Below are 16,097 nucleotides of genomic sequence, written 5' to 3' on the forward strand. Positions count from 1 at the left end.
TCCGCATCCGCCGGTGATCCGGCGGAACCGGTCCGGTCCGACGCCACAGGGGCCGTCGGACCGGTTGGATCGGTTGGGTCGGTCTCGGACGCCTCCAGCATCCAAGCGGACCCCGCCTGTGCCGCCAGGCCGCGTTTTCAAGGTGATGAGGGGGCGCGGCGTGGCGGGTCGTGGGTAATCGACGAGGCCTCCGGTAGTTGGTTCAACGACGAAGAAGAGCCGAATATCGGAGACCTCGTGGCCGGCGTAGCGGTGACGAGGCGGCACGACCTGACCGACGAGCAGTGGGCAGCGCTGGAGCCGTCTGGTGAGATTTCCTCCCGGCTACCCGACCGCCGCCGATCTGATCGTTTCCGGTGGCCGGCCGGCTCTGTGTCTCTCGGGTGTCCACGGTCGCTGTCGCTCCAGGACTCCGGAAGCGCCAGTCCGCTTCCGAGGTTACGAACATGATCGACTGTTTGGCCGCTTCTGCTTGCATCTCGGCTCAACCCGTCGTCGGTGTGCCCGGCGGGGTTGCGGAAGGACACGATGCCGCGCGTAGCCGGTGATGAGTACCCGGTCCCCATCTCTTTCCGCACCGAGGTCATGGCCAAGGAGGCGGCCCCGGCGAGAGATCAGACAGCGGGGGTGCGGAACTGTTCGATCAACGCCGCGTAGCTGTCGCCGGCCCGGCCACCCGCCGCCGCGCGCGTGGCCAGTTCCAGAAAGAGCTTCGGCATCTCGGCATTGACCCCCAGCACCTCACTCTCCTGGACAAGATGCTCCATCCCACCCGCGTGAACGGCGATGGTGGCATCCGCGGCCGGGTAGGCGCCCTCGTCGATCTGCCGTGCGTACGCGCTCACGTAATCGGTCGTCACGTTGATCGCGGTGGTGGCCAGGGCCGCGAAGGTCGAGGCCTTGACGTTCGCGGTGCCCAGTAGCGCGGCGCCCTGCAGGAAGCCGTTCAAGACACCCCACATGATGCTCAGGACCGACATGTCGTACAGGGCAGACAGGCCGTGGTCCTCATCGAGGTACATCGCCCCGCTCTCGCCGAGCGCCCGCAGAGTGGCCTCGTGCTCCTCGAAGGCGGCCTTCGGGCCCGCGTACAACACCGTGGCCTGCGCAGTGCCGATGGCCTGGGGCAGGGCGAGGATCGCCCCGTCGAGGTAAGCGCTGCCGATCTTGGCCGCCCATCCGGCGGTTTCACGGGCCTGTGTGGAACTGGCCGTGGTCAGGTTGACGAGGGTACGGCCGGCCAGCGAGGAGGCGACCGGGTCGAGCAACGCGCGCACGGCGTCATAGTCCGAGACACAGACCACGACGAGCGGGCCGGCCTCGACGGCGCTCTTGATCGAGCCGGCCAGGGTGGCGCCGCCGGCGACGAGATCGCCGGCCTTGTCCACCGAACGATTCCAGACGGTGGTCGGGTGACCGCTCGCCAGGAAGGCCGCGGCCAGCGCATGGCCCATCAGTCCCAGGCCGACAACGGTGACCGGTGACTTCGAGGCGGAAATAGGGGACATGGGTGCTCCTGTGGGCTTCATGCGGCATCGGCCGCATTTGGATGGGTTCGTACGGCACAGCCAGGCCGCGAGCACATCAGACGAAGAACCCGACGATGCTGCGGATGCGGCCGTCGGCGAACTCGACCACGTCGTAGCCGGTGGCGACCGTACCGAGTCTCCATGTGAAGAGCGCGCGGCCGTGGTGGGCGCCCATCACGGCGCCGAGGGTGAACTTCGCCTCGCCGACCTGCGCACGCATGCGGCCGATCACCTCCGACAGCTCGGCGTGCCCGCGCAGGCCCGCGTTGTTGGGGTCGACGTAGAGCGAGTCCTCGGTGAGGACGGACTTCATCAGCGTCATCCGGGCGGTGTCGTCCCGCTCGTTCCAGATGTCGAGGTAGGCGAGGATCACGTCGGTCGTGCTCACGTGCCGACTCCTTTGAGAGTACACATCAGCCAACTACTACACGGCGTTCAAAAGGAATACGTCGCATAATATGGCAACGTTGTAGACTGTCAAGTGTGAGCGACCACACGACGAGCCGTCGCGACCGGCTGCGCGCCCAGACCAGCGCCGAGATCAAGGCGATCGCCATGAAACTCATGACCGACGGGGGCCCGGACGCCATCACCCTGCGCGCCATCGCCCGCGAGATGGGCATGACGGCCGGAGCGATCTACAGCTACTTCGCCACCCGCGACGACCTGATCACCACGCTCATCGGCGACGTCTACACCTCCGCCGTCGAGGCCGCCGAGGCCGCCCGTGACGCGGTACCGCCGACCGATCCCGGCGCCCGGATCCTGGCCTGGGCACTGGCCATGCGCGGCTGGGCGTTGGCCAACCCTGAAGGCTTCCGGCTGATCTACGGCGACCCGGTGCCCGGCTACCGCCCGCCCGGCGACGGCCCGGGCAAGCACGCCGAGGTGCGCGCCTGCAACGGCCTGGTCGGCCTCGTCGCCGCAGCCTGGCCGACAGCCCCGGCACGCCAAAGCACCGACCACGCCTACGACTGGGCTGACTTCGACCCGGACTTTGTCGCCCATGTCCGGGCGGCCTTTCCTGACCTGCCACCGGCGGCCGTCGCGATGACGCTGAGAGTGTGGGGCCGGATGCACGGGCTCATGGCGCTGGAGATCTACGGCCACATCCGGCCCCTCGTCCACAACCCGAGCGCGGTCTACCGCGACGAGATGCGCGACCTCATCGCTTCCCTGGGTGCGCGTACGGATTAGGACCGGAGGGCTGCTGCGGGTGGGCGGTGGTCATGGTGGGGTTCAGTTCTGGCCCACAGTGACGGAAGTGGGGTTCAAAGGACACAAAGTTCGCCATCTACGTATGGCGGGCCGACCGCCTGTAGTCCCCGAGAACTGCGCCACTCGTTCGTCTCCATCCTGAGTGACCAAGGCGTACCCATCGAGACCATCGCCGATCTCGTCGGGCACGCGGGCACAGCGTCACCGAGACGACCAGACCATCCGCCCCCCGCCCGAGCAGCTCACCCAGCTGATCGCCGCCCGCGAGCCCTACTGACTCAAGCTCAAGCAAGGCGCCGACGCCCACGGGCGAATCCGGCTGCAATGCCCGGCCGCCGGCACCTCCCCCTCGGTAATCTGCACCCCGACGACCTCGGCGACCCCAAGAATCGCCTCGTCTGGCGGCAAGCCCACGACCACCGCGAGCCTCCGCCCGAGGACACCTACGCATTCGATGCACAAGATCCGGATCCGGAACTTCCGGCAGCATCCGGAAGACCACCACCGAGCACCTGATTCGCTGGGTTGATATCCGGACAGCACTACTTCGACCGACCGGTCCCGCACGCCCGGCCGCCGGCCCTTCACGCGCTCCCAGCGGCTCAACACCACCAGCGCCCTTCGCCACGAACGCCAAACGAGCCAGAGCCGCCCCGCCCAACGATCCGAAGACCTCGGAAAACACGAAATCCCGTCCGATTCAGACGATCGGACGGATCCCGTCAACTCGGTCCAGCCGTCTCAAGAACGGCCCGAACGGCAGGCAGGGGGCTGAGCCGCGTGTTCCCGTTCAGGCTGGAACAGGGTGACGAGCCTGGGCCGGACGCGATGAACTGCCTCTGGCCACCCACAAGCCGAGTTTGTCTGGGTGACGAATCAGGGTTCCAGACAATCGATCAGTCACCAAGACTTGCCCCCTGACACCCAACCGGGGCGCGACACAGTCACCGAGTCATGAGAGGTGAATACATGATCAAGAGGATGCCGATTCGACGTCTGACCGCAGGTCTGGGCAGCGCCGTCGTAGCGCTGGGCGGCGTCGCCGTGCTGTTCACTGCCGCTCCGGCAGTGGCCTCGACCAGCACAAGTGCCACCCTGACCTACGCATGCAGGTACGACGGCAGCAACGTCCGCAGCTCTCCCCGGATCATCAGTACCAACCTCGTCGCCCAGTGCAACGAGGGATTTCGCCTCTTCCCGACCGGCTGCGTGCGTGGAGACTACAGCGGGGGCGACAATCGCTGGTACACCTGGGCCTCCAATCGCTACATCCACATCAGTCAGGTCACCGTCTCCGGGAGCGGCGGCGGAATACCCTGCTGAGCGCCCTGGCGCAGCCGGAATCAGCGCCGGTGGCCCACCAGTAGGCGGCGAAACGGGCCGGGAAGCTGATGTTGGTCCGAAAGTATGTGGGCTGGGAGTCGGTCACATGCCAGGGCCCTGACGGGGTGCGTGACGTCGGGCCGGACAGGCCGCGCCGGATCACGCACACCGGGCCTGGTTGCCGTCCGGGTCCGCGCCGTACGACACGATCCGGGAGTTCGGCGCGGACCCGGACGGCTCTCGCCCACCACGTCGCGAACGAGGCTCGGGCAGCTCTTCTGTCGGCGTTGCGCGCCACTCGGGGCGGGCATGGCCACTACGAGGTGGCGGTCCCAAGGACTGCCCTCGCTCCCGAATACACCGACCGCGCCGCCCCTCCTCAGCTATCTCGCCGAACACCTCATCAGGCACCCCACTGGGCCGGCTCGCCCACGTGGTGCTGCCGGTAGGGGCTGGGTGCCGGCGACATCCCTTCATAGTTGCCACAACCGCACGGTGCCATCCCTGCCGCCGCTGGCCAGGATCTTGCCGTCTGGGCTGAACGCCACCGAGCCGACGCTGTCGGCGTGGCCGGTGAGAGGACGGCCGACGATGGTGCGGGTGGCCACGTCCCACAACCGCACGGTGTCGCCGTAGCTGCCGGTGGCCAGGATCTTGCCGTCGGGGCTGAACGCCAGCGCGGAGACATCGTCGTTGTGGCCCGTGAGAGGGCGGCCGATGGGACTGCGGGTGGCCACGTCCCACAGTCGTACGGTGTCGTCGCTGCTGCCGGTGGCCAGGGTCTTGCCGTCGGGGCTGAACGCCACCGAGCCGACCCAGTCGGTGTGGCCGGTGAGGGGACGGCCGAGGGAGGTGTGGGTGGCGACGTCCCACAACCGTACGGTGTCGCCATCGTCGGCGACCAGGATCTTGCCGTCCGGGCTGAACGCCACCACGGAGATCGAGTCCATCCAATCATTGCGGACCGTGATGGGGCGGCCGACGGGGTTGCGGGTGGCGACGTCCCACAACAATACGGTTTTGTCGCTGCCGCCGATGGCCAGCGTCTTGCCGTCGGGGCTGAACGCCACCGCGTGGACCGGGCCGGGCGGGCCGTACTGCTTGAGAGGGTCGCCGATCGAGGTGTTGGTGGCCACGTCCCACAACTGCACGGTCTGGTAGTCGCTGCCGGCAGCCAGGATCTTGCCGTCGGGGCTGAACGCCACCGCGGAGACACCTCCCTCGTGGCCGGTGAGGGGCCGGCCGAGGAGGGCACGGGTGGCCACGTCCCACAACCGTACGGTTTTGTTGCGACTGCCGACGGCCAGGATCTTGCCGTCCGGGCTGAACGCCACCGAGTCGACCCAGCCGTTGTGGCCAGTGAGGGGCTCGCCGAGAAGAGTGGCGGTGTCCCCGCGGCTCAAGGTGTAGTAGGCGGCCGGCAGGGCGACGGCCAGTCCTGCGGCCCCCAGACCGGTGAACAGGCGGCGGCGGGTCAGAACCCGGCGCGGAGCGGCGACGACGTGGCCGTCGGTTGCCGATCCGGGCACGGCCTGCACCCCGCGTCCCGGAGGTCCGGGTGCGTGGGGAGTCGGTGCCGGAGATGTCGTTTCGGCGAGCGTGGGGCTGTCAAGCCGGGTGGGAGGTCCGAACGCGGAGGCCGGGCCGTCACCGGCACCTGGGAGGTAGGGAGCCGCTGAGTTGGTTTCGATGGCCTGCCGCATCGCGGTGGCGTCCTGGTGGCGTTCTTGAGGGTCTTTGGCCAGCGCGGTTGCCAGTATCCGGTCCCAGAAGGAGGCCAGGGCCGGGTTCAGCTGTGAAGGCGGCGGCGGGGTCTTGTGGATGTGCTGGAAGAGCACGACAGCGGGTGAGCCCCCGGTGAAAGGCGGCCGGCCGGTGAGCATCTCGTACAACACGCATCCGGTGGAGTACAGGTCCGAGCGGGCGTCGGTGGGCTTGCCGTCGGCCTGTTCGGGCGACATGTAGGACGGGGTGCCGATCCGCATTCCGGTGGCGGTCAGCCGGGTGGCCGTCTCCGACATGAGCTTGGCGATCCCGAAGTCCATCACCTTCACCCGCACCCGGCCGCCTGCGCGGTGGACCATGATGTTGGCGGGTTTGATGTCGCGGTGCACGATCTCCCGTTCGTGGCTGTGCTCCAACGCCTCCAGGACGGCCGCCACGATCCGCCCGGCCTCGTCCGGGGTCGGTGGCGTCTGGCGCAGCAGGTCGGCCAGTGTCCCGCCCTCCACCAGCTCCATCACGAGATATGGAACCGGTTCCGCACCATCGGTGTCCTCTCCGATGTCATAGACGGTCGCGATGTTGGGATGCGACAAGCCCGCCGCCGCCCGCGCCTCCCGGCGGAACCGGGCCCGGAAGTCCTCATCGCGCAGCATCTGCGCGGGCAGCACCTTGACCGCCACGATCCGTTCCAGCTCCTGGTCACGCGCCCGGTACACCACCCCCATACCGCCGCGCCCCAACGGCTCCAGCAGCTCATACCGTCCCGACAGCACTCCCACCGCAACACCGCCGATCCCTGCGCCCTCCACGTGATCAACACCAAACTACGGACAAGGCCACCTTCTGGGCGGACGAACGAACGAGCCAGTCTGTGTCTGGGGCCAGCATGACGATCACCGCAACCGGGATCTCCATCGTCGGCATTGCCGTACTCATAGGGCCCGCCGCGCGTCGATCGGCAGGGGAACGCCATCCACTCCCCCATGCCGAGCACCCGCAGATGACGGCCCCGAACGTGTGTGGGGCGCCCTCGGAGATCAGCAGCGACGATCATCGCCCACTGCAGGTGTTCACGCAGGCTGTCGAGGGTGTCGATGGAGCCCGACCCGGAGTCGGCGGCGGTTCGCTGTGGTCCAAGGTGTTTCATGATGTCCTGCTTCGGTGGTCGTCAGGGGTGTTCGAGCGTGGTGGACGCCCTGCCGGCCCGGCGCCGGACGGCCCTTGCCGAGCCGGGCCGGGCCGCTACTTGGCGGCGGCCTTGAGCCAGTCGAGGTAGCGGATCTGGCCGGAGGCGGCGCGGTCGACGGGCACCAGGCTGTACTCGCTCAACTCGCTGCCGAAGTAGCGCGCGTGCGGGTCGGTGACAACCTCCCGCGGGTCGCCCCAGGCGGCCAGGGCCTGGCGGAAGAACTCGTCCATCCGGAACTGCTCGGGCCCGGCCACCTCCACCCGGCCGTTCAGCGGTGCGCCGGCCGCGGTCCGGCCGACCGCCTGGGCGACGTCGTCGCCCGCGATGGGCTGGAAGCGCACGGGCGCGACATGCACCTTGCCGTCGACCGTGGACTCGTCCGCGATGCCGTGGGCGAACTCGAAGAACTGCGTCGCGTGCACGAGCGAGAACGGGATCGACGACTTCTCGATGAGCTTCTCCTGCGCGATCTTCGCCGCGAAGTAGCCGTTCTCCGGCATGCGCTCGGTGCCCACGATGGACACCGCGACGTGGTGGCCGACACCGGCCGCCGCCTCCGCGGCGAGCAGGTTGCGGGTGGAGGTCTCGAAGAACTCCAGCACCGCGGCACGCTCGAACGACGGGGAGTTCGACACGTCGACCACGACGTTCGCGCCGGCCAGCACCTCGGCCAACCCCTCGCCGGTGAGGGTGTCGACACCGGTGCCGGGCGCCGCGGCCACCGCCTCGTGACCGTGCTCCGTCAGCTTCGTCACGAGCTTCGAGCCGATCAGACCGGTCCCGCCGATTACCACGATCTTCATGAGAAGCCTTCCTGTCCGCCGGCGCGTCCGGTTGCGGCCGGTCGCCAGCTAGGACCGGGCGCCACTCAGGCTTTGTGACACAGGACTGATGGCTACTCGACGAGCTTTCCGACGGTCGAGACCTCGCGCATGAGCGACGCGATCTCGGCGGGGATCGACGGGATCGCCTCCCTCTGCACCATTCCCGGGCCGGGCCACACCAGGTTGACCCGCAGCGCCGGGTCGAGCTCCGGGTAGTCGGAGCGGTTGTGGCAACCGCGGGTCTCGCGACGCTCAAGGGCGGCGTCGATCGTCGCCCGGGCGGCGCATTCCAGCGAAGACCACCGTCGCCCCTGCTGCAAGGAACACCAGCTCGATACGATGACGATCAGGGACGAAGGCGATGAATACCAGCCATATGGGAATTAGGAGCACAGAAGGGAGAAACAATCGAACAGCGGTCGGGACCGAAAATGCCCGCGCCATGCGAAACTCTTCCATGAACTAGACCTGAGACCTCGACGCCATCGATGTCGACGCGAGATGTTCTGCTTGTGTTGTGATCGTGAGGGCCTTGGCGCTGCTCTTGGAGCATTGGCCTTGACTTCTTACGCAGACCAGATGTCTCCGCACAGAGCAGGCGCAATGACAAGGTGCACATCAAGCCGCAAGCTGGAGCGGCATCGCCACGGCGAGCCGTGATCCGCCGGCACCGCCACTGCCTGCGGTGTGCGGCCTCACCCCTCGGACGGCGCCGGTGCGCGCCCCATCAGGACCCGCAAGCCCTCCAGCAGGTCCGCCGGAGCCGGCGCGCCGTCCGGGTCCACCAGCCACTGCGCCGCCAGGCCGCCCACCAGCGTCTGGATCACCGCCCCCACCTTCTCGGAGTCGGAGCCGAACAGCTCCGCCAGCCCCAGCCTGGCCTGCCGTCCCGCCTCCGCGAATGACTCGCGCAACTCGGGGGTGCGCGCCATGTGCGCGACCAGCTCGAACTGGATCACCCAGAGCGGCCTGGCGCGGGTGAAGGACTCGATGACCTTGGCCCAGGTCGTCTCGAAGTCTCCCGGCTCGGCCAGCGCCCGGCCCAGGTCGTCGGCCCATTCCTGCATCGCCTCCACCACCGCCTCGTTGAGCAGCGCGTCCTTCGTGCCGTAGTGGTAGCCGATCGCCGCCAGGCTGACCCCGGCCGCGGTGGCGATGTCACGTGCGGTCGTGTGGAAGTAGCCCTTCTCGTAGAGGCAGAGCTTGGCGCCTTCCAGAAGATCCTCTCGATTTCCCATGACGCCATCTTACACATCCGTCTTGCACATGTGTCTAACACGTGCGTACCATTCCGGACATGAAGAACATCCTGATCTCCGGCGCCAGCATGGCGGGCACGACCCTGGCCTACTGGCTTCGCGAGCACGGCTTCACCCCGACTGTCGTCGAGCGCGCCACCGATGTCCGCGAAGGTGGCTACAAGGTCGACATCCGGGGCGCCGCCCTCGACGTCGTCGAGAGGATGGGCCTGCTGGAGAAGATCCGTGCCCTCCGCACCGACGTCCGTACCGGCTCGGTTGTCGACGGCGAGGGCCGCCAGGTGGCCAGCATGGACGGCGACAGCTTCGGCGGCCGCGTCCACCAGGACGCCGAACTGCACCGCGGCGACCTCGCCCGGCTCCTCCACGAGGCGACCGACGGCGTCGAGTACGTCTTCGGCGACTCCATCGCCGCCATCGACGGCACCCGGGTCACCTTCGCCGGCGGGCTCGTCCGCGACTTCGATCTCGTCATCGGCGCCGACGGACTGCACTCCAACACCCGCGCCCTGGCCTTCGGGCCCGAGGAGCGCTTCGTCCACGACATGGGCTACAACGTCTCGATCTTCAGCGTGCCCAACCACCTCGGGCTCGACCGCGAGGAGCTCACCTACGTCGGCCCCGGCCGTACGGCACTGCTCTACAGCACCCGCCAGGACACCGGCGCGAAGGCCATGTTCCTGTGGGCCGCCACCGGCAAGACAGGCGACCGCGCCGAGCAGCAGCAGGCGCTGGCCGAGGCCTACCGCGGATCAGGCTGGGAGGTGCCGCGCCTGCTGGAGTCCATGACCGGCGCGCCCGACTTCTACTTCGACTCCATGAGCCAGGTGCGCATGGACACCTGGCACGCCGGCCCGGTCGCGCTGGTCGGCGACGCGGCCTACTGCGCCTCGCCCGCCTCCGGCCAGGGCACCAGCCTCGCGCTGGTCGGCGCGTACGTGCTGGCGGCCGAGCTCAAACGGGCCGGTGGCGACCACACCGTTGCCTTCCCCGCGTACGAGGCGCGGATGCGCTCCTTCGTCGAGGCCAACCAGGCCCTGGGCACCGCCAACATCAAGCGGATGGTCCTGTCGAGCCGTTCCCAGGTGCGCCTGTCGATGCTGATGCTGCGCCTGGTCAGCCTGCTGCCCGGCAAGGACCGGATCATGGCCAAGGTCGTCGCGCCCATCCACCGCGCCGCCACCGCCATCGACCTGCCCACCTGGTGACACCTCGCGGACGCCCGCGGGACTTGGCCCCGTCGAGGTGCCGGCACGGCTGCAGGCCGGCCACGGAGATCACCGAGACCGGCGACATCCGAGCCGCCCCTTGTCGGCAACCTGGACAAGATCGCCGTCGCGCTCAGCCGCATGCGCGCGGCAGGCGGCTACGAAGGCCCACCCGCGAGGGCGCCGGCGAGCCCGTAGCGGCCGCAGCCAGGCACGAGGACAACGGCAATCTGGCCCGCGAGCAGTACGCCGCGCGCAACGCCCTCGGGCTCGCCCTGATCGAACGGGCGCGCGAGCGCGGCGAGCTCGCGCCGATGTGGATGCCGAAGCGCTGTTCGACCAGCTGGCCGGCGCCCTCTACTACCTACTACCGAGTACTGATCGCAGGAGCGCCGGTCGACCGAGCCTACGCACAAACGACTCGTGTCCTCCGCGCTCGAAGGGAGCCTGACTTGTCAATGATCGTAGAAACGGCAGTCGTCCACGAGATCGACGCCGAGACCATCATCTCGCCCACCGCCACCGGACGACTGCTGCTCGACTCCAGCGACACCGGCGGCGCGCTGAGCACCATCAGAATGACGCTCGCCGACGGCGCCGACGGCGCCGTGCCCCACCACCACGCCACCTCGACCGAGCTGTTCTACATCCTGGACGGCAGGGCGCGCGTCCTGGCAGGCGAGGAGATCGTGACCTTGGAGGCGGGCGACGTGGCGTCCGTGCCCCCGTTGACGCCCCATGCCTTCGCCGCGGCCCCCGGCTACACGGCCGACCTTCTCATCATCGTGGCCCCTGGCATCCAGCGATTCGAGTACTTCCGCCTGCTCGACCGCCTACGTAAAGGCGAGGCCACGCTCGAGGAACTGCTGGCCGCCCAGGACCTTTACGACAACCACTTCCTCGCCAGCCCCGCCTGGACCCGCGACCGCCAGGCGTCCTGACCCCATCAGCATTGAAGGAGATTTCTTGATGTCCGCAAAGGTGCCATCTCGTACCACTGTCGGTGTTGTTCTCGCTTTCGTCGGCGCCTTGTTCATCGGCTATGTCGGGGTGAGTTATCTGCTGGCTCCTCAATCCATGGCGCCCGACTTCGGCCTGCCGAGCTGGCCGCATGGCGAGGGTGCGGGATTCCTTGCCGTCAAGGGAGTCCGGGATTTGGCGTCCGGCCTGGTGATTCTCGCGGTCCTGATGACAGGCAAGCGCCGGGTCCTGGGGTGGGTGATGCTGGCTGTGGCGCTCACCCCGATCGGCGACATGTTCATCGTGCTGCTCTCCGATGGAGACCCCGCAACCGCCTTCGGCGTGCACGGCGCCACCGCCGCGGCGGTCGTCCTCGCCGGCGGCCTGTTGCTCAGCGGTTCCCGAACCGGGTCACCGCAACCCGTCGCTTGACGGCTGTGGAGTGGCGTCATGGGACGATCTTGACGACCAGTCGGACGAGGGTGTCGCGAGCGTTGTCCGCACCGTCCTGTCCCATGAACATGTGAACGAGCTGCGGCGTGGCGTATCACCATCCGGCCAGGGCGATCACAGCGCGGAGCAGTTCGCTGGGCGCGAAGTCCGCGTTCAGGGCGCCCGCCTTTGGGGCGGCGGCGAGCGCTGCCAGCTTGGAGGCATGGTGGGCGCCGCGCTGCTCCCACGCCGCGATGGGGCCGGCGGCGCGGTGCAGCCCCTCCCAGTGCAGCAGACGGATGAACTGCGGATGCTCACGGTGGCAGTCGTACACGCGGCCGGCGTACTCCGGCAGGTCGCCCGAGGCCGCTGCCCCGGCTGCGGCAGCGACCGGCTCCTGCCTGGTCGCAGCGCAGACGGCAACCCGATCTGCCGCGACTGCGCGGGCATCACCCGCAGCTTCTTCTGCGACCGCTGCGGGTTCGAGGGCCGCCTGCACACCGGCCGACTCTGCGAGCACTGCACCCTGGCCGACAAGGCCACGGCCACGCTCGACGATGGCACCGGCCGGATCAATCCCGCGCTCCCCCGCCGGCCGAGGCGCTCATCGCCATGCCCGACCCGTGGACAGGGTGGACGTGGCTGCGCACCGCCCACGTCCAGAACCTCCTCACCGGCCTGGCCCGCGGCCACATCCCCTTGACCCCACCAGGCGCTTCACCAGCTCTCCAACTGGCGAACCGTCGCCTGTCTGCGGGACCTACTGATGGCCTGCGGCGCGCTCCCAGCCGTCGACAAGCAGCTCCTGCACACCGAGACCTGGCTCACCCACCGCCTCGCCGAGCTCGACGGCCACACGCACGAACCGCTCCTGCGCCGCTTCGCCACCTGGCACCTCCTGCCCACCCTGCGCGCCCGAGCCTTCCTTGCCTGGCTCGATGAGCGCGGGCTCGACCTACCACGGTGCAGGCAAGCTGACCTGGACGCTTGGCACGCCACCCACCCCAAGCCCCGACGCAGGGCCCTCGCAGCGTTCCTGACCTGGGCCATGAACAGCCATCACATGTCCCGCCTTGACCTGCCCGCCCTGCCACGCGGGAACTCCGCACCGCTGACCCGGCGCCGCCGTCTGAAGCTGATCCTCCGGGCAGCCACCGACGATCAAATGCCGCTACGCGCCCGGGTCACCGCCTGCCTGACACTCCTCTATGCCCAGCCCATCACCCGCATCATGGCCTGACCCTCGACGACATCAGCATCAACGACACCGAGGTATGCCTCCAACTCGGCGACCCACCTTGCCCGGTTCCCGAACCGTTCGCCGCCCTGCTCCTCCAGCTCGCCGAGTCCCGGGCGCTCAACGCAGCCACCATTCGAGAGGAACGCGGCTTCCCTGGCGGCGCCGCCAGGGAGGCCGCGCTGCGCCAGCTCGTACTGCAAGCTCCAGCCCCGGTCGTTGCCGAGATGCTCGGCTACACCCCTCAAGCCACGACACGTCAGGCTTCGGCAGTCGGAAGCCCTTGGAGCCGCTACGCCGCCGGTGACCACTCAAAGTGACCACCGATCTTCCCGCACAGGTGAATACAGATCACTCGATCAACGGTCTCTGCCAGTCCCGAGCCCCGCCACCGTCCGAGGTTGACCAGCCTTGGGTTAGGTTGGTCGGAATGAGGACATATGAGGATCTTCCGGCGGAGCTGGTGACCGAGCGGCTGCGGTTGCGACGGTGGGTGCCGTCGGATGCAGAGCAGTTCCGCGGGTTGTGGTTTGAGCGGGACCCGCGAGTGCCGGCGGCCCGGCGGATCGACGCCGAGGGACGGCCGACGGTCGAGGACGTCCGCAACTGGCTCGTTGCGAATCCGCTGACGGCGGATCCTGGGCTCGGGTTGCTGGCCATAGAGTTGCGCGACACCGGTGAGTTCATCGGATATTGCGGATTGACCGTCGGCCAGGGATCGTTCGACGAACCTGAGATCGCGTACGAGCTGGCACAACGAGCTCACGGCCATGGTTATGCGACAGAAGCCGCCCGTGTGGTCTTGGAAGCCGCGATTCGAACAGGGCGTCGCCGCCTCTGGGCCACTGTGCGGGAGTGGAACACACCCTCGTTCCGCGTCCTTGAGAAACTCGGCTTCCACCGAAGCGACCGCATCGACGAGGACGTCGAACACGGTAACTCGATCTGGATGACGCGCGTACTCGACCCGCGGTAGAGACGCGAGCATCAGCCACCAGATCGCGCAGCTCGCGCAGGTGGCCGCCGCCGAAGGCCTCGACGGGACGCAACCGATGACCGATGGCCCCGAGAGCGGCAGCGGGCCTGCAAGAGTAGCCCTACACCTGTATGCCTGGCTGTTGCACCGCCCCCTCCTGCGCCGCGAGGTAAGTGCTGAAAGGTCCCCTACGAGCCCGCCGACGCCACGGTCCGGATTCACTCGCCGGGGCCCTCGACCAGAACCTCAGTCACACAAGCTCTAGGCGTCCTGGGCCTACTTCGGGAGCGGAGGGCCATCCTGTGCACGTCGTGTGCCGGGACGGGCAGTGGCGCGTTGGGGCAGGCGGGGCACGAGATGGTCGACGTCCAGTTTCGACGCATCTGTCACTATTTGATCGTCATAGTACGAATACCACACGCCGCCGCTCAACGTACAGCCCGGACCGACCATGGGGGGTCGATGGCCTCAGCGATCAGCACCTCATATCGGGCGGTGCAGCCATTTGATTTTCTTGACTCCAGATAATCCCATCCGGCACGCCTCGGTGCCCTCCTGGACCCTTTGCTCGAGTTCGTGCGACCGGCCGCGACAGGGCCCGATGGGTCTACGCGTGAGTTCTGGTACCAAGCTCAGCGACCGGTGGTATCGCCTGGATGAGGCGGATTCATGTTCAGTGAGCGCTGGTACCACCCCATCGAGGCTGCCTGGTCGTTGATCTGCTGGGCGTTCTTCCTCAAGTAGCCGGGGCTCGTCTATGGCCGCTCGACGTCGCGTTCCCTACCAGCTCTTCGACTTCACCTCAGAGATCGCGGCCGCCACCATCTGCCACAGGGCAGGCCAAGGCCTTACGCCGGAGAGCTGTGCCGCCTACTTCCCGAGCTACCCCGCATTTCCGCCGTCGGCCAGGACGTTGTGCGTCACCTGGGCGCGTTCAGGGCCACCGGGTGCCGGCGCGTCTTCGCCGACAAGAACGGGCAGGGGTTGAGCGCCGGGCAGATATCGGTCAGTTTGTGGCCGACCGCGTCGCATCTGCGTTCCTGATGGTCAGGGGTGCGATGATGCCTGCGGCGACGAAGAGCAGCGCCAGGATGCCCCAGGTCCAACCGCCCACCAGTTGGAGCATGCCGGTGATCAAGATGGGGCCAAGAACGTAGCGGCTGACCGAGCGACCCATGCCGAACGCCGCCAGGTACTCGCCTCTCTGGTCATCCGGAGAGAAGGCGTACGACAACGTCCAGGCCGCGGGGACAGCGATCAATTCCGCCGCGGTGAGCATCACCAGCGCAGCAGAGAAGAGTGCAAGAGGTATCGACTGGGCCGCATACCAAAACAACAGACAGGCAGCAGCAGCGAATGCCGCAGCGACGGGCTGACATCGCCGGGCAGCCCTGAGGCTTGTGATGTGGCGCGCTATGAGAGCTTGAAAGACGAGCGCGAGGACTGTGTTGATGGCGTACAGCACCCCAAGTAAGCCGTCCGGCAATGTGGTCGCTTGGGCGAGCCACAGCGGAAAGGCGAGGTTGAGGATCGGTTGCCAAAGCTGCAGTACGCCATCCACACCAGCCAGCGAGAGTAACCGCAGGTCACGTAGCACGCCCAGGCCTCGCCGGACCGGGGCGGGCTCTTCGGTTCGAACCGGTTGGGGCAGGGTGGCGAAGGCCGCGGTGACCAGAAGATAGGCTGCCGCGTTGGCCAGGATGATGGTCCGGAAGAGACCGGTGCCGGCCAGCAGCCCTCCGAGTGGACCGCCGATGCTGATCGCCAGATTGATCACAGTCCGATACGAGGCCAGCACCTTTACCCGGCTGTTTCCTTCGACGATCTCCGCTACGTACGCCTGGGTCAGTGCAGTCGCGATCTGGTCGGCGACCGTGATGATCGTGACGACTACCAGGTACCCCCACCAATCTCCGACGAAGGCGTAAGCGGCGGTTCCGGCAGCGCGTAGGGCATGCACCAGCACCAGTGCCCGCCGGACACCGTAGCGGTCGGCCGCCCGGCCCAGCGGTATCGCGGCGGCTATGGCCGCGGCACCCGCGATGCTCATGCCCAGCCCGACTTGGCCTGCGGCGAGCCCGACCACGCCGGTGAAGTAGACGGCCGAGAAGGCCAGGAAGAGCCCCGAGCCAAGAAAGTCCACGAAGCTGGCGCCGAGCAGCCGCCGCACCGCTCGACGCTCGGAGCGACCAGTATCTTGTGTCATGGTCGCACTAT

General features: G+C 67.9%; 16 protein-coding genes. 7 read left to right on the top strand and 9 right to left on the bottom strand.

Annotated features, from left to right (window positions below; genetic code table 11):
- Positions 1–614: 614 nt before the first annotated feature.
- Both DMB42_RS01385 and DMB42_RS01390 read right to left on the bottom strand, forming a co-directional pair.
- Positions 615–1,508 carry an NAD(P)-dependent oxidoreductase gene (locus DMB42_RS01385; RefSeq protein ID WP_125629788.1) on the bottom strand — a complete coding sequence of 298 codons (894 nt, stop codon included), beginning with the start codon at positions 1,506–1,508 and terminating at the stop codon, positions 615–617.
- Between the two features lie 76 nt (positions 1,509–1,584).
- Positions 1,585–1,917 carry a nuclear transport factor 2 family protein gene (locus tag DMB42_RS01390; protein ID WP_125629790.1) on the bottom strand — a complete coding sequence of 111 codons (333 nt, stop codon included), beginning with the start codon at positions 1,915–1,917 and terminating at the stop codon, positions 1,585–1,587.
- 95 nt (positions 1,918–2,012) lie between these two features.
- Here DMB42_RS01390 and DMB42_RS01395 point away from each other — a divergent pair, with 95 nt between their 5' ends.
- Both DMB42_RS01395 and DMB42_RS01405 read left to right on the top strand, forming a co-directional pair.
- Complete coding sequence (locus DMB42_RS01395) at positions 2,013–2,726, top strand: TetR/AcrR family transcriptional regulator (RefSeq protein ID WP_125629792.1); 714 nt, start codon at positions 2,013–2,015, stop codon at positions 2,724–2,726.
- Between the two features lie 990 nt (positions 2,727–3,716).
- On the top strand, positions 3,717–4,070 hold the full coding sequence (locus DMB42_RS01405) for a hypothetical protein (RefSeq protein WP_125629794.1): 354 nt from the start codon (positions 3,717–3,719) through the stop codon (positions 4,068–4,070).
- A gap of 473 nt (positions 4,071–4,543) precedes the next feature.
- On the opposite strand, the gene DMB42_RS01410 is transcribed toward DMB42_RS01405, so the two are convergent.
- The 4 genes from DMB42_RS01410 to DMB42_RS01425 form a co-directional block, all read right to left on the bottom strand.
- Entirely contained in the window at positions 4,544–6,574 is a 2,031-nt protein-coding gene (locus DMB42_RS01410; protein WP_125629796.1) for a protein kinase domain-containing protein, read from the bottom strand.
- Between the two features lie 463 nt (positions 6,575–7,037).
- Entirely contained in the window at positions 7,038–7,787 is a 750-nt protein-coding gene (locus DMB42_RS01415) for an SDR family oxidoreductase (RefSeq protein WP_125629798.1), read from the bottom strand.
- 92 nt (positions 7,788–7,879) lie between these two features.
- On the bottom strand, positions 7,880–8,128 hold the full coding sequence (locus tag DMB42_RS01420) for a hypothetical protein (protein WP_221761966.1): 249 nt from the start codon (positions 8,126–8,128) through the stop codon (positions 7,880–7,882).
- A gap of 375 nt (positions 8,129–8,503) precedes the next feature.
- On the bottom strand, positions 8,504–9,046 hold the full coding sequence (locus tag DMB42_RS01425; protein WP_125629799.1) for a TetR/AcrR family transcriptional regulator: 543 nt from the start codon (positions 9,044–9,046) through the stop codon (positions 8,504–8,506).
- 59 nt (positions 9,047–9,105) lie between these two features.
- On the opposite strand from DMB42_RS01425, the gene DMB42_RS01430 reads away from it, so the two are divergent.
- From DMB42_RS01430 to DMB42_RS01440, 3 genes are all read left to right on the top strand, one after another.
- Entirely contained in the window at positions 9,106–10,275 is a 1,170-nt protein-coding gene (locus DMB42_RS01430) for an FAD-dependent monooxygenase (RefSeq protein ID WP_125629801.1), read from the top strand.
- Between the two features lie 458 nt (positions 10,276–10,733).
- Entirely contained in the window at positions 10,734–11,216 is a 483-nt protein-coding gene (locus tag DMB42_RS01435; protein ID WP_125629803.1) for a cupin domain-containing protein, read from the top strand.
- Between the two features lie 28 nt (positions 11,217–11,244).
- Positions 11,245–11,667, top strand: coding sequence for a DUF4267 domain-containing protein (locus DMB42_RS01440; RefSeq protein WP_125629805.1), 423 nt, complete (start codon positions 11,245–11,247; stop codon positions 11,665–11,667).
- Positions 11,668–11,782: 115 nt separating this feature from the next.
- On the opposite strand, the gene DMB42_RS01445 is transcribed toward DMB42_RS01440, so the two are convergent.
- Entirely contained in the window at positions 11,783–12,187 is a 405-nt protein-coding gene (locus tag DMB42_RS01445; RefSeq protein ID WP_125629807.1) for a hypothetical protein, read from the bottom strand.
- 246 nt (positions 12,188–12,433) lie between these two features.
- Here DMB42_RS01445 and DMB42_RS54075 point away from each other — a divergent pair, with 246 nt between their 5' ends.
- The gene (locus DMB42_RS54075; protein ID WP_221761967.1) at positions 12,434–12,907 is read left to right on the top strand and encodes a hypothetical protein; all 474 of its coding nucleotides are present in this window, start codon (positions 12,434–12,436) and stop codon (positions 12,905–12,907) included.
- On the opposite strand, the gene DMB42_RS54080 is transcribed toward DMB42_RS54075, so the two are convergent.
- On the bottom strand, positions 12,874–13,152 hold the full coding sequence (locus DMB42_RS54080; protein WP_221761968.1) for a hypothetical protein: 279 nt from the start codon (positions 13,150–13,152) through the stop codon (positions 12,874–12,876). The genes DMB42_RS54075 and DMB42_RS54080 overlap by 34 nt on opposite strands.
- A 182-nt stretch (positions 13,153–13,334) precedes the next feature.
- On the opposite strand from DMB42_RS54080, the gene DMB42_RS01455 reads away from it, so the two are divergent.
- Positions 13,335–13,880 carry a GNAT family N-acetyltransferase gene (locus tag DMB42_RS01455; protein ID WP_125629809.1) on the top strand — a complete coding sequence of 182 codons (546 nt, stop codon included), beginning with the start codon at positions 13,335–13,337 and terminating at the stop codon, positions 13,878–13,880.
- A 1,006-nt stretch (positions 13,881–14,886) separates the two neighbouring features.
- Here DMB42_RS01455 and DMB42_RS01460 read toward each other — a convergent pair.
- Entirely contained in the window at positions 14,887–16,050 is a 1,164-nt protein-coding gene (locus DMB42_RS01460; RefSeq protein WP_185844411.1) for an MFS transporter, read from the bottom strand.
- Between the last annotated feature and the right edge of the window lie 47 nt (positions 16,051–16,097).

Source organism: Nonomuraea sp. WAC 01424, from assembly GCF_003947315.1.
In the GTDB taxonomy this organism is placed as follows: Bacteria; Actinomycetota; Actinomycetes; order Streptosporangiales; family Streptosporangiaceae; genus Nonomuraea; species Nonomuraea spiralis.